Origin of the sequence: Variovorax sp. Root318D1 (assembly GCF_001424835.1) — a bacterium.
In the GTDB taxonomy this organism is placed as follows: Bacteria; Pseudomonadota; Gammaproteobacteria; order Burkholderiales; family Burkholderiaceae_C; genus Variovorax.
In genome coordinates this window covers 270,726-294,309 of sequence record NZ_LMCQ01000025.1, presented here as the reverse complement: position 1 = coordinate 294,309, position 23,584 = coordinate 270,726, and the positions used below count along the sequence as shown (strand labels likewise).

Annotated in this window: 24 protein-coding genes; 13 read left to right on the top strand and 11 right to left on the bottom strand. The window is 66.0% G+C overall.

What is annotated here, in order from left to right; all coding sequences use genetic code 11:
• Positions 1 to 10 precede the first annotated feature (10 nt).
• From ASC78_RS26500 to ASC78_RS27265, 5 genes are all read right to left on the bottom strand, one after another.
• The gene (locus tag ASC78_RS26500) at positions 11 to 2,335 is read right to left on the bottom strand and encodes a methyl-accepting chemotaxis protein (RefSeq protein ID WP_055808366.1); all 2,325 of its coding nucleotides are present in this window, start codon (positions 2,333 to 2,335) and stop codon (positions 11 to 13) included.
• A gap of 42 nt (positions 2,336 to 2,377) precedes the next feature.
• A complete protein-coding gene (locus ASC78_RS26495) occupies positions 2,378 to 2,911 on the bottom strand; it encodes a chemotaxis protein CheW (protein ID WP_055808365.1) in 534 nt (177 codons plus the stop codon).
• A 19-nt stretch (positions 2,912 to 2,930) separates the two neighbouring features.
• Positions 2,931 to 3,296, bottom strand: coding sequence for a response regulator transcription factor (locus tag ASC78_RS26490; protein ID WP_055808364.1), 366 nt, complete (start codon positions 3,294 to 3,296; stop codon positions 2,931 to 2,933).
• Positions 3,296 to 3,694: a response regulator gene (locus ASC78_RS26485; RefSeq protein WP_028259709.1), complete on the bottom strand. Its 399-nt coding sequence runs from the start codon at positions 3,692 to 3,694 to the stop codon at positions 3,296 to 3,298. Before ASC78_RS26485 ends, ASC78_RS26490 begins: the two co-directional genes overlap by 1 nt.
• A gap of 81 nt (positions 3,695 to 3,775) precedes the next feature.
• Positions 3,776 to 3,946 carry a rubredoxin gene (locus tag ASC78_RS27265; protein ID WP_007838397.1) on the bottom strand — a complete coding sequence of 57 codons (171 nt, stop codon included), beginning with the start codon at positions 3,944 to 3,946 and terminating at the stop codon, positions 3,776 to 3,778.
• Between the two features lie 111 nt (positions 3,947 to 4,057).
• On the opposite strand from ASC78_RS27265, the gene thiD reads away from it, so the two are divergent.
• Positions 4,058 to 5,023 carry a bifunctional hydroxymethylpyrimidine kinase/phosphomethylpyrimidine kinase gene (gene thiD, locus ASC78_RS26480; RefSeq protein WP_055808363.1) on the top strand — a complete coding sequence of 322 codons (966 nt, stop codon included), beginning with the start codon at positions 4,058 to 4,060 and terminating at the stop codon, positions 5,021 to 5,023.
• Entirely contained in the window at positions 5,023 to 6,318 is a 1,296-nt protein-coding gene (gene hemL / locus ASC78_RS26475; protein WP_055808362.1) for a glutamate-1-semialdehyde 2,1-aminomutase, read from the top strand. The genes thiD and hemL overlap by 1 nt, the downstream gene beginning before the upstream one ends.
• Before the next feature lie 25 nt (positions 6,319 to 6,343).
• On the opposite strand, the gene purH is transcribed toward hemL, so the two are convergent.
• From purH to dusB, 3 genes are read right to left on the bottom strand one after another with little or no spacing between them, the layout of a single operon-like run.
• A complete protein-coding gene (gene purH, locus ASC78_RS26470; RefSeq protein WP_055808360.1) occupies positions 6,344 to 7,951 on the bottom strand; it encodes a bifunctional phosphoribosylaminoimidazolecarboxamide formyltransferase/IMP cyclohydrolase in 1,608 nt (535 codons plus the stop codon).
• Positions 7,952 to 7,967: 16 nt separating this feature from the next.
• The gene (locus tag ASC78_RS26465) at positions 7,968 to 8,204 is read right to left on the bottom strand and encodes a Fis family transcriptional regulator (RefSeq protein WP_007838304.1); all 237 of its coding nucleotides are present in this window, start codon (positions 8,202 to 8,204) and stop codon (positions 7,968 to 7,970) included.
• A 23-nt stretch (positions 8,205 to 8,227) separates the two neighbouring features.
• A complete protein-coding gene (gene dusB, locus ASC78_RS26460; protein WP_055808358.1) occupies positions 8,228 to 9,286 on the bottom strand; it encodes a tRNA dihydrouridine synthase DusB in 1,059 nt (352 codons plus the stop codon).
• Positions 9,287 to 9,466: 180 nt separating this feature from the next.
• Between dusB and ASC78_RS26455 the strand changes: the two genes are divergently transcribed.
• On the top strand, positions 9,467 to 9,937 hold the full coding sequence (locus ASC78_RS26455) for a YqaA family protein (protein WP_055808356.1): 471 nt from the start codon (positions 9,467 to 9,469) through the stop codon (positions 9,935 to 9,937).
• Positions 9,938 to 9,953: 16 nt separating this feature from the next.
• Here ASC78_RS26455 and ASC78_RS26450 read toward each other — a convergent pair whose 3' ends face one another.
• Both ASC78_RS26450 and ychF read right to left on the bottom strand, forming a co-directional pair.
• A complete protein-coding gene (locus ASC78_RS26450) occupies positions 9,954 to 10,628 on the bottom strand; it encodes a glutathione S-transferase (RefSeq protein ID WP_055808354.1) in 675 nt (224 codons plus the stop codon).
• Positions 10,629 to 10,638: 10 nt separating this feature from the next.
• Positions 10,639 to 11,730: a redox-regulated ATPase YchF gene (gene ychF / locus ASC78_RS26445; RefSeq protein WP_055808352.1), complete on the bottom strand. Its 1,092-nt coding sequence runs from the start codon at positions 11,728 to 11,730 to the stop codon at positions 10,639 to 10,641.
• Between the two features lie 203 nt (positions 11,731 to 11,933).
• On the opposite strand from ychF, the gene ASC78_RS26440 reads away from it, so the two are divergent.
• Genes ASC78_RS26440 through rbsD form a run of 6 tightly spaced genes read left to right on the top strand, consistent with a single transcriptional unit; the run spans position 11,934 to position 18,031 of the window.
• Positions 11,934 to 12,893, top strand: a complete 960-nt coding sequence (locus tag ASC78_RS26440) for a sugar ABC transporter substrate-binding protein (protein ID WP_055808350.1) — start codon at positions 11,934 to 11,936, stop codon at positions 12,891 to 12,893.
• Positions 12,894 to 12,943: 50 nt separating this feature from the next.
• Positions 12,944 to 14,563: a sugar ABC transporter ATP-binding protein gene (locus ASC78_RS26435; RefSeq protein WP_055808348.1), complete on the top strand. Its 1,620-nt coding sequence runs from the start codon at positions 12,944 to 12,946 to the stop codon at positions 14,561 to 14,563.
• Positions 14,560 to 15,555: an ABC transporter permease gene (locus ASC78_RS26430; RefSeq protein ID WP_055808346.1), complete on the top strand. Its 996-nt coding sequence runs from the start codon at positions 14,560 to 14,562 to the stop codon at positions 15,553 to 15,555. Before ASC78_RS26435 ends, ASC78_RS26430 begins: the two co-directional genes overlap by 4 nt.
• A 24-nt stretch (positions 15,556 to 15,579) precedes the next feature.
• Positions 15,580 to 16,674: a LacI family DNA-binding transcriptional regulator gene (locus ASC78_RS26425; protein WP_055808344.1), complete on the top strand. Its 1,095-nt coding sequence runs from the start codon at positions 15,580 to 15,582 to the stop codon at positions 16,672 to 16,674.
• Positions 16,671 to 17,642 carry a ribokinase gene (rbsK, locus tag ASC78_RS26420; RefSeq protein ID WP_055808343.1) on the top strand — a complete coding sequence of 324 codons (972 nt, stop codon included), beginning with the start codon at positions 16,671 to 16,673 and terminating at the stop codon, positions 17,640 to 17,642. The genes ASC78_RS26425 and rbsK overlap by 4 nt, the downstream gene beginning before the upstream one ends.
• On the top strand, positions 17,639 to 18,031 hold the full coding sequence (gene rbsD, locus ASC78_RS26415) for a D-ribose pyranase (protein WP_055808341.1): 393 nt from the start codon (positions 17,639 to 17,641) through the stop codon (positions 18,029 to 18,031). The genes rbsK and rbsD overlap by 4 nt, the downstream gene beginning before the upstream one ends.
• Positions 18,032 to 18,049: 18 nt before the next feature.
• Here the strand turns inward: rbsD and ASC78_RS26410 are convergent, their stop codons facing one another.
• The gene (locus tag ASC78_RS26410) at positions 18,050 to 18,931 is read right to left on the bottom strand and encodes an MOSC domain-containing protein (RefSeq protein ID WP_055808339.1); all 882 of its coding nucleotides are present in this window, start codon (positions 18,929 to 18,931) and stop codon (positions 18,050 to 18,052) included.
• Positions 18,932 to 19,005: 74 nt separating this feature from the next.
• Between ASC78_RS26410 and ASC78_RS26405 the strand changes: the two genes are divergently transcribed.
• The 4 genes from ASC78_RS26405 to ASC78_RS26390 all read left to right on the top strand — a co-directional run bounded on the left by ASC78_RS26405 (position 19,006) and on the right by ASC78_RS26390 (position 23,575).
• Complete coding sequence (locus ASC78_RS26405; RefSeq protein ID WP_055808337.1) at positions 19,006 to 20,139, top strand: FAD-dependent monooxygenase; 1,134 nt, start codon at positions 19,006 to 19,008, stop codon at positions 20,137 to 20,139.
• Between the two features lie 20 nt (positions 20,140 to 20,159).
• A complete protein-coding gene (locus tag ASC78_RS26400) occupies positions 20,160 to 20,882 on the top strand; it encodes a DsbC family protein (protein ID WP_055808336.1) in 723 nt (240 codons plus the stop codon).
• Positions 20,882 to 22,732: a M61 family metallopeptidase gene (locus ASC78_RS26395; protein WP_055808334.1), complete on the top strand. Its 1,851-nt coding sequence runs from the start codon at positions 20,882 to 20,884 to the stop codon at positions 22,730 to 22,732. Before ASC78_RS26400 ends, ASC78_RS26395 begins: the two co-directional genes overlap by 1 nt.
• A gap of 63 nt (positions 22,733 to 22,795) precedes the next feature.
• Positions 22,796 to 23,575 carry an enoyl-CoA hydratase gene (locus tag ASC78_RS26390; RefSeq protein WP_055808332.1) on the top strand — a complete coding sequence of 260 codons (780 nt, stop codon included), beginning with the start codon at positions 22,796 to 22,798 and terminating at the stop codon, positions 23,573 to 23,575.
• The last annotated feature ends 9 nt before the right edge of the window (positions 23,576 to 23,584 follow it).

Here is a 23,584-nt window from a genome sequence, read left to right as displayed (position 1 = left end):
TTAACTTTTGTCAGGCAATCTTGAATCGGGCGACCGAGCGGCGCAGTTCTTCCGCCATTTGCGAAAGTTCACGCACCTGCTGGGCCGTGGTACGGGTACCTTCTCCGGTCTGCTCGGTCACCGCAAAGATGTGCTGGATGTTGGCAGCCACGACGTTGGCCGAATCGGCTTCGCGGGATGCGGACTGCGAAATCTGCTCGATCAGCTCTGCAAGGCGGCGCGACACCCGGTCGATCTCGGTCAGTGCGGTACCTGCATTGTCGGACAGCTTGGCCCCCTCGACCACACCCTGCGTGGAACGCTCCATGGCGCCCACCGCATCCTGCGTGTCGGTCTGAATGGCCTTCACCAGCGCCGAAATCTGGCGCGTGGCGTCTGCGGAGCGTTCAGCCAGCCGCTGCACTTCTTCCGCCACCACCGAGAAGCCGCGACCGGCTTCACCGGCCGATGCGGCCTGAATGGCGGCGTTCAGTGCCAGCACGTTCGTCTGTTCGGTAATGTCCGAGATCAGTTCGGTGATTTCACCGATCTCCTGCGAGGACTCGCCCAGGCGCTTGATGCGCTTGGAGGTTTCCTGGATCTGGTCGCGGATGGAGTTCATACCGCCGATGGCGTTCTGCACGGCCTGCAGGCCCGACGATGCGGCTTCCAGCGACTGGCGCGCCACCGTGGCGGACTCTTGCGCTTGCGAGGACACGCCGTTGATTCGCTCGGCCATGGTCAGCACCGACTGGCCGGTTTCGCGAATTTCGCGCAGCTGTTCGGTCGAAGCGGCAAGCAGTTCGGTCGAGGTGCTTTCCACCTGCGACGTGGTCTGCGCCACGCGGGTTGCCGTGTTCTGCACGTTGCCCACCAGCAGGCGAAGTTCTTCCACCGTGTAGTTCACCGAGTCGGCGATGGCGCCGGTAATGTCCTCGGTCACGGTGGCTTCCTGCGTCAGGTCGCCTTCGGCCACTGTCTGCAGTTCGTTCATCAGCCGAAGAATGGCGGCCTGGTTGGCGTTGTTGATGCGGCCGGCCTCGTCGCTGGCCTGTTCGGCCGCGAGACGTTCGCGTTCGGCCACAAGGGCGCGTTCACGGCCTTCGCGCACCTGCACGAAACCGATGGCGCCGGCAAGGGCCAGGGCGGCCAGCGAGAGCACGAAAAGCATCACGATCGTTCCGGCGCCCAGGCCGGTGCGGGCGGACAGCTTGTCCTGCAGCTCGTCGAGCGATTTGCGCAGGGGTTCGCTGTCGGTCAGGATCGAAGCCTGCGCTTCGCGCGCTGCCACCAGGCCCTGCAGGTTGCCCAGAATGGCGGAGGCCTGCGTACGCATCTGCTCGTAGGTCTTGAGAATGGCTTCGAGCTGCTGGCGCGTCTGCGGGTCTTTCGAGCCGGGGAAACGCTGCTGCGCATTGCCGTCTAGCAGGCCGCGCGTGGTTTCCTGGAAGGTGTTCAAGTCCTTGCCGAGCAGGAACACGGCGTCGGGGTTCACGCCTTCGACCGTAAAGAATTCGTTGGTCGACTTGCCGATGCGCTGCGTCAGCATCACGAGTTGGCCGGCGGCCGAAATTTCAGGCAGCGTGGCGTTCTGCTGCATCTTGAGCGATGCCACGGTTTCCGTCATTTCGAGCAGCGCGGACGATTGCTGGTTGATGTCGCGCAAGGCGGCACCCACCTGGGTCAGGATCTGGCGCTGGGCCAGCACGGCCTTGGCGCTGGCGTCGGCACGGGAGACCAGCGGATTGATCTTGGCCATGTCCTCGTCGTACTGGTTGCCCACGCGCTCGAGGCGCAGGGCATCGTCGCCGTTCGTCAGGCCCTGCACGCGGCGCGAAAGGTCGTCGGCGCTGTCCTTCACTTCCACGAACGCGGGCGCGCTGCCGACGAGAGCCTGGGAGATCGACTTTGCAAGCCGCTGCGACTGCATCATCGACTGGCCGGTGGCGGCCACCTGCTGCGCGAGGCGCTCGGCGCGAAGAATCGCGGAGCCGGCCACCAGCAACAGAAGCAGCACGACGACCGCCAGCAAGATCGCCAGGATCCGCTGCTGGCGCGCCGGGTTCGAGCCCGCTCGTCCCGTGGGAGCCTGCGCCTGGGCGGCTTCGGCCGATGCGGCATCGGCCTCGTTCGCGGCCTCGCCGATCAGCGTGCCGCCGTCGGCAAAGCCGGTGGGCGCTGGCGCGTCGGGCGTGCGGTCTTGTTTCCGGGCCAGGCGAACGGTCTTCTCGTCCGGCACCTGAACCGTATCGACGTCGTCGAGCGATAAGGTGGAACCGGAGCCGTCGACGCGGGCCTTGTCGTTGCCGCTGTTCGCGGGCAGTAATTTCTTGAACTTGTCGGCGATCGAGCTCACGGTCGGTCCTTCAGGTGGTTGTCTTGTGGCTGTGCGGATGCACTAGGCGCCAATACTTAAAAACTGGGGTTGCTGCGAGAGCGCCTGCAGGTTGATTTCCTGCCAGCACTCACCCGCCGCATCGGTGTACAGATGCCCAAGCCAGGCAGGTGCTTCTGCGCCCGGAGGTTCCGCGCCCGTGAAGGCCTCGGCCCCCCGCAACCCCGCCAGTCGATCGACCAGCAAAGCGCAGTTGACTTCGAGCAGCTCGTTGAATGCAACGAGCCGCGATTGCATGCGGGCCGCCTCAGTGGCCGCGAGGCCATCGGACTTGCCCGAGGCGAATGCCGACAGCTGCACCACGCCGTAGAGGCCGCCGCGCAGGTTGGCAACGCCGAGGAACCAGGGTTCCGTGTAGGGCACGGGCTGGGGCGGCGTCCAGGGGAAGATCTCGCCCGCGTGGCCGAGTGGAAAGAGGTACTTGCCCTCGCCGGCCTCGACCGCGAGCCACGTGGCGGCTACGCCAGTGGTGCGCGCAGCCTGCAGGCGGCTTGCAAGCCGGGACTGGAAGGCACGAAGAGCGTCGCGATTCGCCATGGACTCGGCAGTCTTCTGTTCAGGCCAGCGCGCTGATCTTGGACATCAGCTCGGCCACGTTGACCGGCTTCACGATGTAGTCGCGCGCGCCTTGGCGCATGCCCCAGACGCGATCGGTTTCCTGGTTCTTGCTGGTACACAGGATGATCGGAATGGCGGCGTACTGCGGGTCGCGGGCAATGGCGCGCGTGAGCTGGAAGCCGTTCTGGCCGGGCATGACGACGTCCATGAGAATCAGGTCGGGCTGGTCCTCTTCGAGACGGCGCATGGCGTCTTCGGCGTTTTCGGCGGTCTTGACGGCAAAGCCGTTCTTCTGGAGCAGGTCGGACAGGAACATCAGTTCCGTCTTGGAGTCGTCGACGACGAGGATTTTTCGAATGGGCATTACTGCGCTTCCTGTTGAACGATGCCAAACTGCTGCACGGCCTGCAGCAGCTGGTCTTTGGTGAAGGGTTTGGTCAGGTAGTCTTGCGAGCCGACCATGCGGCCGCGAGCCTTGTCGAAGACGCCGTCTTTCGAGGAAAGCATGACAACCGGAACATTGGAGAACTGAGCGTTGCGCTTGATGATGGCGCAGGTCTGGTAGCCGTCGAGCCGCGGCATGAGGATGTCGCAGAAAATCAGATGCGGCTTGTGGTCGTTGACCTTCGAGAGCGCGTCAAAGCCGTCTTCCGCAAGGAGGACCTCGTGTCCGCCCTGCTTCAGAAATATTTCGGCACTGCGCCGGATCGTATTGCTGTCATCGATGACCAGCACCTTGTAACCTGATCCATTCGGCCCCATTGCACACACTCCTGCTGAGATGAGACTTGGATGCCCGCCGCACCGTACATCGGCGCAGATCGCGTAGCCCTATGCCATGCTTCAGATTTCAACCATTTCGAAGTCTTCCTTGCGTGCACCGCACTCAGGACAGGTCCAGTTCATCGGGACATCCGCCCAGGCCGTGCCTGCTGCGATCCCATCTTCCGGTACACCCACCGCTTCGTCATAGATCCACCCACAAATCAGGCACATCCAAGTTTTCGTATTCATCGGAGCTTAAAGTCCTTGTTCATTAAATGCAACGAGTGTATCTATGCGTATCTCACTGGCGGGCGGTAAACGTCGCGCCTATGCCACCATTGAGGTGATTTTGGCCCGTGTATGACCATTTACTTACATTCCGCAGACAACACCCGCAAACCGGGCAATCTTAACGACCCTCCGCCGGACGCCGAAGAAGTGGCCGAACGGGACCTGAATCCGCCCTGCGTGCTGGTCTTCAATGCCAGCGATCCCAGCGGTGCGGGCGGCCTGGGGGCCGACGCACTGGCCATGGCGTCGGTGGGCGCACACATGCTGCCAGTGGTGACGGGCGCCTACGCACGCGACACGGCCGAGATATTCGACCACTTCGCCTTCGAAGAGGAGGCCATTGCCGAGCAGGCGCGCGCCATCCTTGAAGACGTGGAAGTCCAGCTCATCAAGGTGGGCTTTGTCGGCAGCCCCGACGCCCTGAGCACCATTGCCGAGACCGCCTCCGACTATCCCGAGGTGCCGCTGGTGGCGTACATGCCCAATCTTTCGTGGTGGGACGAGAACCTGATCGAGCCCTATCTCGACGCTTTTCGAGAGTTACTTTTGCCACAGACCACAGTGTTGGTTGGAAACCACAGCACCCTCTGGCGATGGCTGCTTCCCGACTGGAGCGGCGAGCGTCCGCCCGGTGCACGCGACATCGCCAAGGCTGCCGGCGAGTTCGGCGTGCCCTACACGCTGGTGACCGGCATGGTGCTGCCCGACCAGTTCATCGACAACGTGCTGGCTTCGCCGCAGTCAGTGCTTGCCAACGAAAAATACGAGCGGCTCGAGGCCGTCTTCGCCGGCGCCGGCGACACCCTGTCGGCCGCGTTGGCCGCCCTGCTCGCGAGCGGCACCGACCTGGTGGCCGCTACCACCGAGGCCCTGGCCTATATGGACCGCTGCCTGGACGCGGGATTCCGGCCCGGCATGGGCCATGTGCTTCCCGACCGCCTGTTCTGGGCCGAGCCGGAAGATGAAGACGACGATGACCAAGACCCCGACGCTGCCCCCGATTTCGCCCTGCCCCCTCACGACACCAGACATTGATGCCAAACGCTGACCAAAACGACATTCTTTTCGAGCGCGCCCGCGCCGTCATTCCCGGCGGCGTCAATTCGCCGGTGCGCGCCTTCAAGGCCGTGGGCGGCACGCCGCGCTTCATTCGCCGTGCCGAGGGCGCCTATTTCTGGGACGCCAACGACAAGCGCTACATCGACTACATCGGCTCCTGGGGTCCGATGATCCTGGGCCATGGCCACCCGGCTGTCGTCGAGGCCGTGCAGAAGGCAGTGCTCGAGGGCTTCTCCTACGGCGCCCCGACCGAGCGCGAGATCGAGCTGGCCGAAGCCATCCTCGCCCTGGTCCCGTCGATGGAGATGGTGCGGCTCGTGAGCTCGGGCACCGAGGCCGCCATGAGCGCGCTGCGCCTGGCGCGCGGCGCCACCGGCCGCAAGCACATCATCAAGTTCGAGGGCTGCTACCACGGCCACGCCGATGCGCTGCTGGTAAAGGCCGGCTCCGGCCTCGCCACCTTCGGCCATCCCACCTCGGCCGGCGTGCCGCCCGAAGTGACCCAGCACACGCTGGTGCTCGAGTACAACAACATCGCGCAGCTGGAGGAAGCCTTTGCGCTGCACGGCAACGACATCGCCTGCCTCATGATCGAGGCGATTGCCGGCAACATGAACTTCGTGCGCGCCACGCCCGAATTCGCCGCCCGCTGCCGCGCGCTTTGCACGCAGCATGGCGCGCTGCTGGTGTTTGACGAAGTGATGACCGGCTTTCGCGTGGGCCTGCACGGCGCGCAGGGCGTGCTGGGCATCACGCCCGACCTCACCGTGCTCGGCAAGGTCATCGGCGGCGGCATGCCGCTCGCGGCCTTCGGCGGCCCGCGCGCCATCATGGAGCAGCTCGCGCCGCTCGGGCCGGTCTACCAGGCCGGCACGCTGTCGGGCAACCCGGTGGCCACGGCCTGCGGTTTGGCCACGCTGAAGGAAATCGCCAAGCCCGGCTTCTATGAATCGCTGTCGAAGAAAACGCAGTCGCTGGTCGAAGGCCTCAAGGCTGCCGCCGCGGCCGAAGGCCAGCCCTTCAACGCCGACAGCGAAGGCGGCATGTTCGGCTTCTTCCTGATGAACGAGCTGCCGCAGAACTACGCCACGGTGATGACGACCGACAACGCGAAGTTCAACGCGCTGTTCCACGGCCTCCTGGACCGCGGCGTGTACATCGCACCGGCACTCTACGAAGCAGGCTTCGTGAGCGCCGCGCACACCGACGAAGACATCGCTGCCACTGTCGAAGCCGCACGGCAGATCTTCCGGGCCTCCCAGCCCCGTTGATCCGATCGCCTGCGGGCGCGCGAGGTCAGTGGCGGAAGTGGCGCACGCCCGACAGCACCATGACCACGCCGCGCTCGTCGGCGGCATCGATCACTTCCTGGTCGCGCATCGAGCCGCCCGGCTGGATGACGCAGCTTGCGCCGGCATCGACCACCACGTCGAGCCCGTCGCGGAACGGGAAGAAGGCATCGCTGGCCACCGCGGTGCCCTTGAGCGACAAGCCCGCATGCTCGGCTTTGATGCTCGCGATGCGCGCTGAATCGAGGCGGCTCATCTGGCCCGCGCCCACGCCCATGGTCATCCCGCCAGCGCAGAACACGATGGCGTTGCTCTTCACGTACTTGGCGACCTTCCACGCGAACAGCAGGTCTTGCAGCTGCTCGGGCGTCGGTTGCTTCTTCGATACCACCTTGAGGTCACTCGCGGAAAGCTCGTGGTTGTCGGCGGTTTGCATCAGGAGGCCGGAGCCAACGCGCTTCACGTCGATCGCGTTGCGGCCGTTGTCCCAGTCTGTTGCGCCACCCCTGGGCAATGCGATCTCGAGCACGCGCACGTTGAGCTTGGCCTTGGTCGCCTGGAACACCTCCAGCGCCTCAGGCGTGTAGCCCGGCGCCATCAGCACTTCGACGAACTGTTTGTTGACGGCTTGCGCAGTGGCAAGGTCCACCGGCCGATTGAAGGCGATGATGCCGCCGAAGGCCGAAGTCGGATCGGTCTTGAAGGCCTTGTCATAGGCTTCGGCCGCATCCTTGCCAACGGCCACGCCGCAAGGGTTGGCGTGCTTCACGATCACGCAGGCCGGCACGTCGAAGCTCTTCACGCATTCCCATGCGGCGTCGGCATCGGCGATGTTGTTGTAACTGAGTTCCTTGCCCTGCAGCTGCTTTGCGGACACGAGTGAGCCCGGCGCCGGATACAGGTCGCGGTAGAACGCGGCTTGCTGGTGCGGGTTCTCGCCATAGCGCAGGTCTTGCACCTTCACGAAGCGGCCGTTGCTTTGCGCCGGGAACAGCGAACGCGTAGGCGCAGGCTGGCCGATGCTGGCGTCGAAGTCGATGGCCGAGAGGTAGTCGCTGATGGCGCCGTCGTAGTCGGCAATGCGGTTGAACGCAGCCACGGAGAAGGCGAACTTGGTCTTGTCGCTGAGCTTGCCGCCGGCTTGGAGCTCGGCCAGTGCCACGGGGTATTGCGAGGCGTCGGTCAGCACCCCCACGTCCTTCCAGTTCTTGGCCGCGCTGCGCACCATCGCCGGGCCGCCGATGTCGATGTTCTCGATGGCGTCCTCGAGCGTGCAACCGGCCTTGGCCACTGTGGCTTCGAACGGGTAAAGATTGACCACAAGCAGGTCGATGGTGTCGATGCCGTGTTCCTTGATGGCCGCCACGTGCGCCGGCAGGTCACGCCGCGCGAGCAGGCCGCCATGGATCTTGGGATGCAGCGTCTTCACGCGGCCGTCGAGCATTTCAGGAAAACCGGTGTGGTCGGCCACTTCGGTCACGGGCAAGCCTGCGTCGGCCAGCAGCTTGGCGGTGCCGCCGGTGGAGAGCAGCTTGATGCCAAGGCCATGCAGTGCTTGCGCGAATTCGAGGATGCCGGTTTTGTCGGAGACGGAGATGAGTGCGGTCTGGGCCATGGAATATGCCGTGGAGTTATTTCAAAAGTTTGTGTTCAACCAGCTTCTTGCGAAGCGTGTTGCGATTCAGGCCCAACCATTGCGCGGCCTTCGACTGATTGCCCTCGGCGCGCGTCATCACGACGTCAAGCAGGGGCTTCTCGACCACGCGCACGAGCATCTCGTACATGCCGTCGGGTTCGGTGCCGCGCAAATCGCGAAAGTAGCTGTCCAGACTGGTGCGAACGCAGTCCTCGATGTGTTTCTTGCTCATGCTTTTTCTTCTCTTCTTCTCTCTCAATCAGCGGCGCAAGCCGCCTCCTCTTCACCTGACAGCTCTTCGGCCGCCTGGTGTACGGGCATGCGGTCCATGCGGTCCGCCAACCCGTCGAAATAATCGCCGACCGCACGCAGTTGCGCGGCCGAGTCTTCGATGGTGTTCATCTGTGCGCGGAAGGCTTCGCCATCCGGCAGCGTACGCACATACCAGCCAATGTGCTTGCGCGCCGTGCGCACGCCACTGAACTCGCCGTAGAGCGCGTAGTGCTCCACGAGGTGGTCGAGCAGCAGGCGGCGAACTTCGGCGACCAAGGGCGGTGCAAGGTGCGTGCCGGTATCCAGGAAATGCGCGATCTCGCGAAAGATCCAGGGCCGGCCCTGCGCTGCGCGGCCGATCATTACCGCATCGGCGCCGGTGGCCGCGAGCACGTCGCGTGCCTTCTCGGGCGAGCGGATGTCGCCGTTGGCTACCACGGGCACGCGCACTGCGGCCTTCACGGCGGCAATGGTGTCGTACTCGGCATTGCCCTTGTAGCCCTGCTCGCGCGTGCGGCCGTGCACGGTGAGCATCTGCACGCCCGCCGATTCGAAATCGCGCGCGAGCTTCACCGCGTTGCGGTGCTCTTCGCTCCAGCCGGTGCGCATCTTGAGCGTGACCGGCACGTTGAAGGGCTGGGCCGCATCGACCACGGCGCGCACGATCTCGAGTGCCAGGGGCTCGTCGCGCATCAGCGCGGAGCCGGCCCATTTGTTGCAGACCTTCTTGGCCGGGCACCCCATGTTGATGTCGATGATCTGCGCACCGCGCTCGATGTTGTAGACCGTGGCCTCGGCCATCATCGCCGCGTCGGTTCCGGCAATCTGCACCGCGATGGGGCCCGGCTCGCCGTCGTGGTTGGCGCGGCGCGACGTCTTCAGCGTGTTCCAGAGTTCCTTGCGCGAGGTGACCATCTCGCTGACCGCGTAGCCCGCGCCGAGCTCGCGGCACAGCATGCGAAAGGGCCGGTCCGTCACGCCGGCCATGGGCGCGACGAACAGCCGGTTCTTCAGCGTGTGGGTGCCGATCTGCAAGGTCATGGGAGAAAAGTGTCGCGCGTTCGGCTGCTGAAAAATGAGGCACGATTGTAGCCACGCGCCGTTTTGTCGGCTGAAACGATTTGCGCCCGGGGTACCGGCGCAAACACCCTTGTGCACGGCGCTTTTTCCGACCGTGATTTGAAAGCGCGCTGCCTATACTGCGTCGACTCATTTCACCTTATGCAAGCCTGGCTCGACGCTCTTCTCGCACTGCTCGCACTTCCGCAGTTCGGACTCTCCACGCTGTTCATTGCGGCTTTCGTCTCGGCCACGCTGTTGCCGGTGGGCTCCGAGCCCATTCTTTTCGGCCTGCTCAAGCTCAACCCCGAGATGTTCTGGTCGGCCATCGCGGTGGCCACGGTGGGCAACACGCTAGGCGGCGCGGTCGACTGGTGGATAGGCTATGGCGCGCACAAGGTGGCCGACAAATATTCGCACTCGAAACATCATGTGCGCGTATTGGGCTGGCTGGAACGACTCGGACCGAAGGCCTGCCTTTTGAGCTGGCTTCCGATCGTGGGCGATCCGCTGTGCGCGGTGGCCGGCTGGCTCAAGCTGCCCTTCTGGCCGTGCCTGGGCTACATGGCAATCGGAAAATTCCTGCGCTATGTCACCATGACAGTCGCGCTGCTCTACGTGTTTCCGTCGTGAAGCAGTTGCTGCCGTTTCAACTCAGCAGACCGTAAGGGCCGCCGCGCTCCAGTGCGCGCTGATAGGCCGGGCGCGCATGGATGCGCTCGAGGTAGGCCATCAGCCTGGGCCGCTTCGCATCGAGCCCGCCGCGCGCCTGCGCGGCTTCGACCGGGAAGCTCATCTGGATGTCGGCACCCGTGAATTCATTGCCGGCAAACCACTCGCCCTTGCCGAGTTCAGCCTCCATGAAATTCAGGTGGCTCTCGATGTTCGGCGTGACGATGGCCGCCTTGGCCTTTCCGGCGATCATCTTGGCGATGGGCTTCGCGAAGAATGGCATCTTGCCGTTCTCGATCTTGTCGAACACCAGCTTGAGCAGCAGCGGCGACATGGCCGAGCCTTCCGCGAAATGCAGCCAGTAGCGGTAGCGCACAGCCTCCGGCGTGCCCGGCGCGGGCGCCAGCCGGCCGTTGCCATGGCGCTCGATCAGCGTCTCGATCACCGCACCCGATTCCGCCAACGCAAGACCGTCGTCCGTCGTCACCACCGGCGACTTGCCAAGCGGATGCACGGCCCGCAGCGAAGCGGGCGCCAACATGGTCTGCGGATCGCGTTCGTAGTGAACGATTTCGTAGGGCAGCCCGAGTTCTTCGAGCAGCCAGAGCACGCGCTGGGAACGCGAGTTGTTCAGGTGATGGACGGTGAGCATGCGGCGGGCTTCAGGAGCTGAAGAGGAAGTTCATCACGTCGCCATCCTTGACAACGTATTCCTTGCCTTCCGAACGCATCTTGCCCGCGTCCTTCGCGCCCTGCTCGCCCTTGAAGGCGATGTAGTCCTCAAAGGCGATGGTCTGGGCGCGGATGTAGCCCTTTTCGAAATCGCCGTGAATCACGCCGGCCGCCTGTGGGCCGGTGTCGCCGATGTGGATGGTCCAGGCGCGCACTTCCTTCACGCCGGCGGTGAAGTAGGTCTGCAGGCCCAGCAGCTTGAAGGCCGCACGGATCAGGCGGTTGAGGCCCGGCTCGTCCTGGCCGATTTCGGCGAGGAACATCTTCTTGTCCTCGTCATCCATCTCAGCCAGGTCGGCTTCGATCTTGGCGCAGATGGCGACCACGGGCGCGCCCTGCTTGGCGGCGTATTCGCGCAGGCGGTCAAGGTACGGATTGTTCTCGAAGCCGTCTTCCGCCACGTTGCCAACGAACATCGCGGGTTTGGCGGTGATGAGCGTAAACGACTTCACCAGCGGCTGCTCTTCCTTCGTGAACTCGAGCGCGCGCACCGGCGTGTTCTCATTCAGCGCAGCCTGGCAGCGCTCGAGCAGGCCGACGAGCTTTTGTGCGTCCTTGTCGCCGGATCGCGCCACCTTGGTGTGGCGATGCAATGCCTTCTCGACCGTGGCCAGGTCGGCCAGGCAGAGTTCGGTCTGGATCACTTCGATGTCGGAGATGGGGTCGACCTTGCCGGCCACGTGGATCACGTTGTCGTCGTCGAAGCAGCGCACCACGTTCACCGTGGCGTCGGTTTCGCGGATATGCGCGAGAAACTTGTTGCCCAGCCCCTCGCCCGTGCTGGCGCCGGCCACCAGGCCGGCAATGTCGACGAACTCGACGATGGCGGGCACCACACGCTCGGGCTTCACGATCTCGCTGAGCTGCGCGAGCCGCGGGTCGGGCACTTCCACCACGCCCACGTTGGGCTCGATGGTGCAGAACGGATAGTTCTCCGCTGCGATGCCGGCCTTGGTCAACGCATTGAAAAGGGTGGATTTACCGACGTTGGGCAGGCCGACGATGCCGCATTGCAAACTCATAGGGGGTCCTCTTGGGTAACCGGCGATTTTAAGGGCGGCGGTTCCGGGACGCGGTTTCGCCCCAAAGCCGACGCCTTCCGAATCGAACCGGGATCAGGGTAAAACCGGATTAGCAAACGTTTGCGCAAACGTTTTCGTTGGTTAACATCGGCATCCCCGGCAAGAGACCGGCGCACCGCTCAACCCTCTCAGGAGACAAACCCATGAAGTTCACCCGCCGTACGCTGCAAAGCGCAGCCGCCCTGACGCTGCTGGGCGCCCTTGCCGCCTCGCCCGCCCTCGCGCAGGACAAGCCCAAGGTCGCGCTGGTCATGAAGTCGCTGGCCAACGAGTTCTTCCGCACGATGGAAGACGGCGCCAAGGCGCACCAGAAAGCGCACGCCTCGCAGTACACCCTGGTGGCCAACGGCATCAAGGACGAGACCGACACGGCGGCCCAAATCAAGATGGTCGAGCAGATGATGGCGCAGAAGATCAACGCGCTGGTCATCGCGCCGGCCGATTCGAAGGCGCTGGTACCGGTGGTCAAGGCCGCCATCGACCGCGGCATCCTGGTGGTCAACATCGACAACCAGTTCGACACCGCCGCGCTGAAGGAAAAGGCCATCCAGGTGCCTTTCGTCGGCCCCGACAACCGCGCCGGCGCCAAGCTGGTCGGCGACGAGCTGGCCAAGAGCCTGAAGGCCGGCGACAAGGTTGGCATCATCGAAGGCGTTTCGACCACCTTCAATGCGCAGCAGCGCACCCTCGGCTACCAGGACGCCATGAAGGCGGCCGGCGTGACGGTGGTGGGCGTGCAGTCGGGCCAGTGGGAAATCGACAAGGGCAACACGGTGGCCGCCGGCATGATGCGCGAGCATCCCGATCTGAAGGCGCTGCTCGCGGGCAACGACAGCATGGCGCTCGGCGCAGTCGCTGCGGTCAAGGCCGCGGGCAAGACCGGCAAGGTGCTGGTGGTCGGCTACGACAACATCGGCGCCATCAAGCCAATGCTGGCCGACGGCCGCGTTCTTGCCACGGCCGACCAGTTCGCTGCCAAGCAGGCGGTGTTCGGGATCGAGACCGCGCTCAAGGCGCTGGCCGAGAAGAAGCCGCAGTCGAGCATGCCCGCCGAAGTGAAGACCGACGTGGTGCTGGTCACCAAGTCGTCATCGCCGAAGTAAGCCACCAGAAGAAAAAGAAAGAGCCGACGTTGAACGCATCCGCCGTCGTCATGAATACAGGTCTTGCCGCTCCCGTGCTCACTCTGAGTGGGCTCGGCAAGGACTATGCGGCGCCGGTGCTCGACGATGTTTCGCTGGTGCTGAACGCCGGCGAAGTGCTCGCGCTCACGGGCGAGAACGGCGCGGGCAAGAGCACGCTGTCGAAGATCGTCTGCGGCCTGGTGCAACCGACGCGCGGGCAGATGGTGCTCGACGGCGTGCCGTTCCAGCCCGCATCGCGCCGCGACGCCGAACGCCTGGGCGTGCGCATGGTCATGCAGGAGTTGGGGCTGGTCACCACGCTGTCGGTGGCCGAGAACCTGCTGCTCGACCGGTTGCCCAACCAGATCGGCTGGATCCGCCGCGGCAGATTGCATGAGCTGGCCGCGCGCCAGCTCGCGAAGATCGGCATGCAGAACATCGACCCGGCCACGCCCGTGGCGCGGCTTGGCATCGGCCAGCAGCAGATGGTCGAGATTGCGCGCAACCTGCAGGACGACACGCGCGTGCTGGTGCTGGACGAACCCACCGCCATGCTCACGCCGCGCGAGACCTCGCATCTCTTCGAGCAGATCGAACTGCTGAAGGCGCGCGGCGTGGCCATCGTCTACGTGTCGCATCGTCTCGAGGAGCTGCAGCGCATCGCGGACCGTGTGGCGGTGCTGCGCGACGGCCGCCTGGTGGACGTGCGCGCCATGGCCGGCGTGCGTGAATCCGAGCTGGTGCAGCGCATGGTAGGCCGTGCGGTGCACGAACACGAAGGGCGCGACCGCCGTGTGGCCGGACCTGTGCTGCTGAGCGCGCGCGGCATCGGCCGCGCACAGGTCGTGCGCGATGTCGACATCGACCTGCGCGCAGGCGAAGTTATGGGCCTGGCTGGCCTGGTTGGCTCCGGCCGGACCGAACTGGTGCGGCTGCTGTTCGGCGCCGACCGTGCCGACCGCGGTGAGATTCTTCTTTATGACGGCGCATCCAATGCAGCGCCAGTGCAGCGCGCCCGCAAGGGCTGGCGCTCGCCGATGCAGGCGATCCGCGCAGGCATCGGTCTGGTCACCGAAGACCGCAAATCGCAGGGGCTGTTGCTCGCGCAATCGATCCGCGTCAACGCCACGCTCAGCGACCTGGGCGCGATCTCTCGCGCGGGCTGGCTCCAGCGCGCCAGGGAGCGCGGCATTGCGCGGCGCCTGGTTGAACTGCTGCGCATCCGCTCGCGCAGCATCGAGCAACCAGTTGCCACGCTGAGCGGCGGCAACCAGCAGAAGGTGGTGTTCGCACGCTGGCTGCATCGCGAATGCAAGGTGCTGCTGCTCGACGAACCCACGCGCGGCGTGGACGTCGGCGCGCGTGCCGATCTCTATACCGAACTCGACCGCATGACCGACGCGGGCAAGGCGCTCCTGATGGTGTCGAGCGACCTGCGCGAACTGATGGCCATGTGCGACCGCATCGGCGTGATGAGCGCCGGCCGGCTGGTCGCGGTGTTCGAGCGCGGCCAGTGGAGCGAGCAATCTCTGCTCGCCGCGGCATTCACCGACGCGGCAGGACGCACCGCCGCCCCGACGACCCCGACAGCGGGATCCGCTATTTCCGATTCGAATCCGGCCCAGCCGGCCACCGTCGACACACCATGAACGCAGCCGCTGCTACATCCACCACGACATCCGCTCCGCCCTCCGCTTTCAAGGGCCAGCTGGGCACCTACCTTGGCCTGACCGTCGTACTCGTGGGCATGATCGCGCTCTTCGGCGCGCTGAGCGAATACTTCTTTACCCGCGAGACCTTCATCTCCATTGCCAACGAAATTCCGGCGCTCGCGGTGATGGCGGTCGGCATGACCTTCGTCTTGATCATTGCGGGCATCGATCTTTCGGTGGGTTCGGTGCTTGCGCTCAGCGCGGCGGTGACGGCCGCAGCCATCCTGCAGTGGAAGCTCTCGGTGCCGGCGGCTGCCGCGCTGGGCCTTGCCACGGGGCTGGTGTGCGGCACCGTAACGGGTGCCGTCTCGGTCGCGTGGCGGCTGCCGAGCTTCATCGTCTCGCTGGGCATGCTCGAAGCGGTGCGCGGCGGCGCCTACCTGGTGACCGATTCGCGCACACAGTACGTTGGCGATGCCATTTCGGGCCTTGCCGCGCCATGGGTCGGCGGCATCTCCGCGGCCTTCGTGCTGGCAGTGGTGCTGGTGGCCGTCGGTCAGCTGGTGCTCACGCGCACGGTGTTCGGCCGCCACGTGGTGGGCATCGGCACCAATGAAGAAGCCATGCGGCTCGCGGGCATCGACCCGCGGCCGATCCGCATCATCGTGTTTGCCGTCACGGGCCTCCTGGCCGGGCTGGCGGGGCTGATGCAGTCGGCACGGCTCGAAGCGGCCGACCCGAATGCCGGCGTCGGTATCGAACTGCAGGTGATCGCGGCCGTGGTCATCGGCGGCACCAGCCTCATGGGCGGGCGCGGTTCGGTGATCAACACTTTCTTCGGCGTGCTGATCATCGCGGTGCTCGAGGCGGGCCTCGCGCAGGTGGGTGCCAGCGAGCCGAGCAAACGCATCATCACCGGCGCGGTGATCGTGGTTGCGGTGATCATCGACACCTTGCGCCAGCGCCGTGCGGACCGCCGCCTGGCCTGAAGCCGCAAACAAGGGGAACACACCATGGCCACCATCAAGGACGTCGCGCTGCGCGCGGGGGTTTCGGTTACCACCGTCTCGCACGTGGTGAACGACACGCGCCATGTGAGCGCCAAGGGGCGCGAGCGCGTGGAAGAGGCCATCCGCGAGTTGGGCTACGTGCCCAACGCGATGGCGCGCAGCCTGAAGAGCAACACCACGTCGACGCTCGGCATGCTGATTCCGAACAGCTCGAACCCCTACTTCGCCGAGATCGTGCGCATCGTGGAAGACCGCTGCTTTGGCGCCGGCTACACGCTGGTGCTGTGCAACACCGACGACGAACCCCGCCGCCAGAGCGTGTACCTGCAGGTGCTGGCCGAGCGCCGCATCGACGGATTGATCGTGGTGTCGACCGGGGCCGGCGACGACGACTCGCTCGTCACGCAACTGCACGGCCTGCGCATTCCCACCGTGCTGGTCGACCGCGAGATTGCCGACCCGGCCTGCGACCTGGTGGAAACGGCCCACATGCAGGGCGGCCTGCTCGCGGTGCGCCACCTGCTGTCGCTCGGCCACAAGCGCATTGCCTGCATCGGCGGACCGGTGGGCGTGATGCCGAGCGAGCAACGCATCGAGGGCTGGCGCATGGCGCTGGCCGAAGGTGGCGTGACACCGAATGCAGACGCGCTGCTGTGGCGCGGCGGCTTCACGAGCCAGGGCGGCTACGAGGCGATGCACGCCATCTTGCGCACCGAGCAGGCGCCGTCGGCCGTGTTCGTCTGCAACGACCTGATGGCCATCGGCGCTTTGCGCGCGGCGCATGAAAGCGGCGTGCACGTGCCGGACGACCTTTCGATCGTCGGCTTCGACGACATCGAGCTCTCGGCGTACACCAGCCCGCCGCTCACCACCGTGGCGCAGCCCAAGGAACGCATCGGCGCGCTGGCGGTCGACATGCTGCTGGAGCGCGTCGGCGGCAAGCGGCGCGATGCACGCAAGGTGGTGCTGCAGCCCGAGCTGCGCGTGCGCGCCTCGACCGCGCGCCATGCGAGCTTTCGCGAAGCTGCCGCACCTTCCGTCCCTTCTTCTGCGTCCGAACCTTCGTCCCAGGAAAACCGAAAGTCCCGCGCCCCGTGAGCCCTACGCCTCCTCCCTCTTCTTCCAGCGCCGCCGAGCCGCCGCGCATCGTGGTGCTCGGCAGCCTGAACATGGACATCGTGCTGCGCGTGCCGCATGCCCCGGCCGCGGGTGAAACCCTGGTGGGTCATTCGATCAGCCACATTCCGGGCGGCAAGGGCGCCAACCAGGCCGTGAGCTGCGCGCGCGAAGGAGGCCGCGTGGCCATGATCGGCTGCGTCGGCAGCGACGCGCATGGGCGGGCGCTGCGCGAAGCGCTCACGCAAGACGGCATCGATACGGCCGCGCTGCGCACCACCAGCACCGAGCCCACGGGCACGGCACTGATCCTCGTGGAAGACAGCGGCCAGAACCGCATCGTGATGATTCCCGGCGCCAATGCGCAGGTCGAGATCGACGAGGCTGCGCTGCGGCAGCAGCTGCAGGGCGCGGCCTTCCTGGTGACGCAGTTCGAAACGCCGATGGACCAGGTGGAGCGCGCCATCTCGGTGGCACATGGCGCAGGCTGCAAGGTGCTGCTCAACCCGTCGCCCGTGCAGCCCATCGCCGAGCCGCTCTGGCAGCGCATCGACACGCTGGTCGTCAACGAAATCGAAGCGCATGCCTTGTGCGGCCAGGCAGCCGACAGCCCGCAGGAGGCCGCGCTCGCGGGCCAGCTCCTGCGCGCCAAGGGCATTGCGCGCGTGGTCGTCACGCTGGGCGCGCGCGGCGCCGTGGCCATCGACGCCGACGGCGCGCGCCACCATCCCGCGCCGAAAGTGAAGGCAGTGGACACCACCGCCGCCGGCGACACCTTCCTGGGCGCGCTGGGGGTTGCATTGGGCGAAGGCCAGTCGTTCGACGAGGCCGTTCGCCTGGGCATCCGCGCGGCTGCGCTGTGCATCCAGCAGGCCGGCGCTCAACCCTCCATTCCGCAGCGCGACGCCGTGCTGCAAAGCCCCCTGCCTCCCGACTGGATCGCTCTGTGAAACGTACCGCACTGCTTCACGCCGAACTTTCCCAGGTCATCGCCTCCATGGGCCATGGCGACATGCTGGTGATCGGCGATGCCGGCCTGCCGATTCCCGACGGACCGCGGCGCATCGACCTGGCCGTGACGCGCGGCGTGCCGCTGCTTACCGACGTGTTGCAGGCGGTGCTGTCCGAGATGCAGGTCGAAGGCGTTGTGGTGGCCGACGAGGCGCTGAGCGGCGACAAGGCCCTGCCTGCCTGGTATCCGCAGTCGCTTGGCATTGCGCCGCAGACCGTGTCGCACGAGGACTTCAAGCGCCGCAGCGGAATGGCCCGCGCCATCGTGCGCACGGGCGAATGCACCCCTTACGCCAACATCATGCTGATTGCCGGCGTGAGCTTCTGAGGCTCCGCGCTTTTCCGCCTATTCGAAGCGGTAGTTCGCGCCCACGGCCTGCCCGACCTTGAGCATGTGCTCTACGCCCTGCAGCACGATGCAGTTCATGCCGAAGGTGATGCGCCCGTCGACGCGCGCATCGGCGCGGTAGGTGCGCAGCATGTCGCCGACCTCGGGGCTGCTCACGGCCGTGGCCGGATCGATGTCCGGAACGGGGCAGCGCGTGCAGGGCTTGACCGGCTTGAGCTCGGCCTCGCCTTCGTTCGTAGTTATGTGCAGCGCGTCGACCCGGTCCTCGTCGTGCGACTCGATACCGGCCAGCACGATGTTCGGCCGGAAGCGTTCGATGCCGACCGCGTCGTGGCCCGCGGCGGTTAGCCGCTCGTTGAGTTCGGCCAGCGAGCCCTCGCTGGCCACCAGCAGCGGATAGCCGTCGGAGAACTGGTTCTCCGCCTCCACGCCGCCGGTCCATTGCAGGTTCGACAGGCGCTTTTGCTCGGGATCGAAGCGCACCAGCCGCAGCGCCTGCGGCTTTCCCGGCTCGGACAGGAAGTCGCTGAACCACTGGGCGGCGATGTCGCCCATGTCGTAGGCGGACACTTCGTCTTTCCAGACGCGCACGCGCACCGGCTTCTCGACCCGGTCGAATGCCAGGTGCAGGGCCAGCATCCCCGGCGCGCGGAGCACCACTTCGGAGTGCTTCATCTGCGGCCGGATGAGCGCCATGCGCGGCAGCTGCCGCTGGGTGACGAACTCGCCCTTCGCGTCGACCACCATCCAGGCGCGGTCGAACTCGAGGCCGGTTTCGGTCAGCAGCGCCTCAGGAAGCTCCACCCCCGCGCACGATTTGACGGGGTAGACGAACAGGCGCGCAATGGTCGCTTGGAGGTCGAAAACTGGCTGTGGCACGTGGGGTTCCTTGGAATTCGGCAGCGATTGTCCCGCATCGTCCTGGTGGTGGGCAGAGTTCTTACAATGGCCCGATGGCCCTTTCCCCTGAAGTTTGCATACGCGGCGCCGGCATCGTCGGCCGCACGCTGGCCCTGCTGCTGGCGCGCGAGCGCGTGCGGGTTGCGCTGGTGGTTCCGCCCGCCGCGGCCGCCAAGGAAGACATCCGGGCCTACGCGCTCAACACCGCCTCGCGCACCTTGCTCGAATCGCTGCGCGCCTGGCCCGATGCGGCGCATGCCACGCCCGTACGCGAAATGCTCGTGAACGGCGACGAAGGCGGGCGCGTGCATTTCAGCGCCGTGCGCCAGGAGGTCGACGCGCTGGCCTGGATCGTCGACGTGCCGGCGCTCGAGCAGCAGCTGGCCGATGCGGTGCGCTTCCAGCCCCAGGTCGAGGTGGTGTCCGAACCCGTGGCCGCGCCGCTCACGGTGGTGTGCGAGGGCAAGGCCAGCGCCACGCGCGATGCGCTGGGCGTGAGCTACGCCGTCACCCGCTATCCGCAGCATGCGATTGCGGCGCGGCTCGAAGCGGCACAGTCGCATGACGGTGTTGCGCACCAGTGGTTCAACGACCACGGCGAGGTGCTGGCCCTGCTGCCGATGGGCGGACTGCAGAGCCATTCGGTCGCGCTGGTGTGGTCGGTCGACCAGCTTCGCGCCCCCGCACTGCTGGCGCAGAGTGCCGATGAATTCAACGCCGCCGTGAGCGACGCCAGCCACGGCGTGCTGGGCCCGCTCCAGCTCACGAGCGAGCGCGCCGCCTGGCCGCTGTCGCGCGCCATTGCCGACCGCTGGACCGGCACCATGCCGCAGGCCAAGGGCGCATCGCAAACCTGGGCGCTGGCCGGCGACGCCGCGCACACGGTGCATCCGCTCGCGGGCCAGGGCCTCAACCTCGGCCTGGCCGATGCGGCCATGCTGGCCGACGTGATCAAGCAGCGCGAATACTGGCGCAGCGTGGGCGACCCGCGCCTGCTGCGCCGCTACGAACGCGCCCGCCGCGCCGACGTGCTGCAGATGAGCCTCGCGACCGACGGCCTGCAGCAACTTTTTTCGCACAGCATGGGTCCGCTGCCCACGCTGCGCAACTGGGGCATGCGCGGCTTCGACCGCACGCGCCTCCTCAAGCATTGGATCGCCAACCAGGCGATGGGCTTGAAGGCTTGAATCCATCGACCGGACTTTCCATGAAACTCGCACGCAACCTTTTTCTCGCCGCCTGCACGCTGGGCGCGGCCGTCACGGCCTTGGCCGGCGAAGCCGAGATCCGCAAGAACCTTCCGGCGCGCATTCCGCAGTTCCCGGCCATCGACGAGGTCACCAAGTCACCGCTGCCGGGCCTCTATGAAGTGCGCGTGAACGGCTTTCAGATCTACTACACCGACGAGCAGGGCAACTACCTGCTGCAGGGCAACCTCATCGATGTGAAGGCACGCAAGAACCTGACCGAGGAGCGCGTCGAGAAGCTCAGCGAAGTCTCCTTCGACAAGCTGCCCGTGAACGACGCCATCAAGATCGTGCGCGGCAACGGCAAGCGCAAGCTGGCGGTGTTCGAAGACCCGAACTGCGGCTACTGCAAGCGCTTCGAAAAAGACATGAAGACGGTCGACAACGTGACCGTGTACCTGTTCCTGTACCCGGTGCTCGGGCCCGATTCGGCCACCAAGTCGCGTGACATCTGGTGCAGCAAGGACAAGGGCAAGGCCTGGGCTGACTGGATGGAAGCCAACGCCAAGCCCGCCACCGCGGCCGCCAGCTGCGACGTGGCCGCGCTGCAGCGCAATGTGGAGTTCGGCCGCAAGTACAACATCACCGGCACGCCCACGCTGATCTTCAGCGACGGCACCCGCGCCCCGGGCGCCATTCCCGCGGAGCAGGTCGAGAAGCAACTCACCGCTTCCAAGAACTGATGGCTGCGCCAGCCGTCTCGCGGCGCGCAGTGGCTGCGCCGGCCGCCGCAGTGCGCTATCGCGTCGAATGCGCGGACCTGCACGCGCACCTGTTCCACGTCACCCTGACCATCGAGTCGCCCTCCGCCCAACAGCGCGTCGCGCTGCCGGTGTGGATTCCGGGCAGCTACCTGGTGCGCGAGTTCGCCAAGAACCTGCAGGGCCTGCGGGCCACGCAGGGTCGCCGCAAGCCCGTGCTGACGCAACTCGACAAGTGCAGCTGGCAGATCGATTGCGTGCCGGGCCAGCCGCTGGTGCTGCACTACCAGGTCTGCGCCTACGACAACTCGGTGCGCACCGCATGGCTCGACGCCGAGCGCGGCTTCTTCAACGGCACGAGCCTCTGCCTGCGGGTCGAAGGCCAGACGGAAGTGCCGCATGCGCTGGAAATCGTGGCGCCAGCGCCTTCGGCCGACGGCGCGCGCTGGTCATGCGCCACCGCCCTCGTCCCCGCGAAAACCGACAAGCACGGCTTCGGCCGCTACCTGGCCGCCGGCTACGACGAGCTGGCCGACAGCCCGGTCGAGATGGGCGCCTTCTGGAGCGCCGAATTCGAAGCCTGCGGCGTGCCGCACCGCTTCGTCATCGCAGGGGCCGCGGCCTCTTTCGACGGCGAGCGTCTGATCGCCGACACGCAGGCCATCTGCGAAGCCGAGATCCGCTTCTGGCACGGCGACAAGGCCGGCAAGCGCGGCGGACCCAAGCTGCCAATCGACCGCTATGTGTTCATGCTCAACGCAGTGGACGACGGTTACGGCGGGCTCGAGCACCGGCACTCCACCGCACTCATCTGCAACCGGCGCGACCTGCCGCAGCTGGGCGCAAAGAAGCAGCCAGAGGGCTACACCACGCTGATGGGACTCATCAGCCACGAGTACTTCCACACCTGGAACGTCAAGCGCATGCGACCCTCGGAGTTTGCGCACTACGACTACAGCCGCGAAAACTACACGCACATGCTGTGGTTCTTCGAAGGCTTCACCAGCTATTACGACGACCTGCTGCTGCGCCGTGCCGGACGCATCGACGACGCGGCCTATCTGCGCCTGCTCAACAAGACCATCAACCAGGTGCTGCAAACGCCCGGCCGGCTGGTGCAGCCGGTGGCGGACGCGAGCTTCGACGCCTGGGTCAAGTACTACCGGCAGGACGAGCAGACGCCCAACAGCACCGTCAGCTACTACACCAAGGGCGCGCTGGTGGCGCTGTGCTTCGACCTCACGCTGCGCCGCGAAGGCAATGGCACGCTCGACGACGTGATGCGCCAGCTGTGGACGCAAAGCGGCGGCGGCCCCATCAGCGAAGCCGACGTGGCGGCCGCGCTCGAAGCGGTGGGCGGCCGCTCCTATGCGGCAGAACTCGCGCAATGGGTCCACTCGACCGACGAACTGCCGCTCTCCGAGCTGCTGCGCGCGCACGGCGTTGCAGCGCTCGAAGATCCTTCCCAACCAGCGCAGGCTCTGGGCCTGCGTGTGGCGGAAGCCAATGGCAGCATCCAGGTGAAGGTGGTGCTGCGCGGCGGCGCGGCCGAAAAGGCGGGCTTCTCGGCGCACGACGAATGGATCGGCGTGGAGCTGCCGGCGGTCGGCAGGAAGGGCCAGCAGCGGCCTGCTCAGGCTTGGCGCATCGCCAAGCTCGACGACCTGGCGCTGTATCTCGGCGACGCCACGCGCTGCACCGCGCTGGTGGCGCGCGACCGCAAGCTGCTCCGGCTGCCGCTGGTGCGACCGGAGGGCGCCACCACGTGGCGGCTGTTCCTGCACGACGCGGCCAAAGTCGCCGGCTGGCTCATGCCGGGCGCGCGGCGCTGAGCTGCGCGGCCTGCCCGGGCTGGGTATAGTGAACCGCGTTTTTTCCTTCTCCCGGAGACACCCATGAGCTACGAAAACATCGAAGTGCGGACCGAAGCAGGCAAGGTCGGCATCATCACCCTTAACCGGCCCAAGGCCCTGAACGCGCTGAACGATGCGCTGATGACCGAGTTGGGCACCGCGCTCAAGGCCTTCGACGCCGACGACGCCATCGGCTGCATCATCCTGACGGGCAGCGAACGCGCCTTTGCGGCCGGCGCCGACATTGCCGCGATGGCCAAGTACAGCTTCATCGACACCTACAAGGGCGACTACATCACGCGCAACTGGGAAACCATCCGCTCGATCCGCAAGCCGGTGATCGCGGCCGTGAGCGGCTTTGCGCTGGGCGGCGGCTGCGAGCTCGCGATGATGTGCGACTTCATCATCGCGGCCGACAACGCCAAGTTCGGCCAGCCCGAGATCAAGATCGGCGTGATCCCCGGCGCCGGTGGCACGCAGCGCCTGCCGCGCGCAGTGGGCAAGAGCAAGGCCATGGACATGGCGCTCACCGCCCGCATGATGGATGCGGCCGAGGCCGAGCGCGCGGGCCTCGTGAGCCGCGTGGTGCCCTTCGAAAAGCTGGCCGACGAAGCGCTCGGCGCGGCGTTGATCATTGCCGGCTACTCGCAGATCGCCGTGATGGCGGCCAAGGAGTCGGTGAACCGCGCTTTCGAAAGCGGTTTGAGCGACGGCGTGATGTTCGAGCGCCGGCTATTCCATGCGCTGTTTGCCACTGCCGATCAGAAGGAAGGCATGGACGCTTTCCTGGCCAAGCGCCCGCCGGATTTCAAGAACGCCTGATCCTCATCA

What these genes read in the sequence shown, in the direction of transcription:
- ASC78_RS26455 (WP_055808356.1), top strand. Translation starts at nt 9,467, where the DNA reads ATGCAAGCCTGGCTCGACGCTCTTCTCGCACTGCTCGCACTTCCGCAG.
- ASC78_RS26390 (WP_055808332.1), top strand. Translation starts at nt 22,796, where the DNA reads ATGAGCTACGAAAACATCGAAGTGCGGACCGAAGCAGGCAAGGTCGGC.
- ASC78_RS26485 (WP_028259709.1), bottom strand. Translation starts at nt 3,694, where the DNA reads ATGGGGCCGAATGGATCAGGTTACAAGGTGCTGGTCATCGATGACAGC.
- ASC78_RS26450 (WP_055808354.1), bottom strand. Translation starts at nt 10,628, where the DNA reads ATGCTCACCGTCCATCACCTGAACAACTCGCGTTCCCAGCGCGTGCTC.
- thiD (WP_055808363.1), top strand. Translation starts at nt 4,058, where the DNA reads ATGACCATTTACTTACATTCCGCAGACAACACCCGCAAACCGGGCAAT.
- ASC78_RS27265 (WP_007838397.1), bottom strand. Translation starts at nt 3,946, where the DNA reads ATGAATACGAAAACTTGGATGTGCCTGATTTGTGGGTGGATCTATGAC.
- ASC78_RS26425 (WP_055808344.1), top strand. Translation starts at nt 15,580, where the DNA reads ATGGCCACCATCAAGGACGTCGCGCTGCGCGCGGGGGTTTCGGTTACC.
- ASC78_RS26405 (WP_055808337.1), top strand. Translation starts at nt 19,006, where the DNA reads ATGGCCCTTTCCCCTGAAGTTTGCATACGCGGCGCCGGCATCGTCGGC.
- hemL (WP_055808362.1), top strand. Translation starts at nt 5,023, where the DNA reads ATGCCAAACGCTGACCAAAACGACATTCTTTTCGAGCGCGCCCGCGCC.
- dusB (WP_055808358.1), bottom strand. Translation starts at nt 9,286, where the DNA reads ATGACCTTGCAGATCGGCACCCACACGCTGAAGAACCGGCTGTTCGTC.
- purH (WP_055808360.1), bottom strand. Translation starts at nt 7,951, where the DNA reads ATGGCCCAGACCGCACTCATCTCCGTCTCCGACAAAACCGGCATCCTC.
- ASC78_RS26495 (WP_055808365.1), bottom strand. Translation starts at nt 2,911, where the DNA reads ATGGCGAATCGCGACGCTCTTCGTGCCTTCCAGTCCCGGCTTGCAAGC.
- ASC78_RS26430 (WP_055808346.1), top strand. Translation starts at nt 14,560, where the DNA reads ATGAACGCAGCCGCTGCTACATCCACCACGACATCCGCTCCGCCCTCC.
- ASC78_RS26490 (WP_055808364.1), bottom strand. Translation starts at nt 3,296, where the DNA reads ATGCCCATTCGAAAAATCCTCGTCGTCGACGACTCCAAGACGGAACTG.
- ASC78_RS26440 (WP_055808350.1), top strand. Translation starts at nt 11,934, where the DNA reads ATGAAGTTCACCCGCCGTACGCTGCAAAGCGCAGCCGCCCTGACGCTG.
- ychF (WP_055808352.1), bottom strand. Translation starts at nt 11,730, where the DNA reads ATGAGTTTGCAATGCGGCATCGTCGGCCTGCCCAACGTCGGTAAATCC.
- ASC78_RS26400 (WP_055808336.1), top strand. Translation starts at nt 20,160, where the DNA reads ATGAAACTCGCACGCAACCTTTTTCTCGCCGCCTGCACGCTGGGCGCG.
- ASC78_RS26395 (WP_055808334.1), top strand. Translation starts at nt 20,882, where the DNA reads ATGGCTGCGCCAGCCGTCTCGCGGCGCGCAGTGGCTGCGCCGGCCGCC.
- ASC78_RS26465 (WP_007838304.1), bottom strand. Translation starts at nt 8,204, where the DNA reads ATGAGCAAGAAACACATCGAGGACTGCGTTCGCACCAGTCTGGACAGC.
- ASC78_RS26435 (WP_055808348.1), top strand. Translation starts at nt 12,944, where the DNA reads ATGAATACAGGTCTTGCCGCTCCCGTGCTCACTCTGAGTGGGCTCGGC.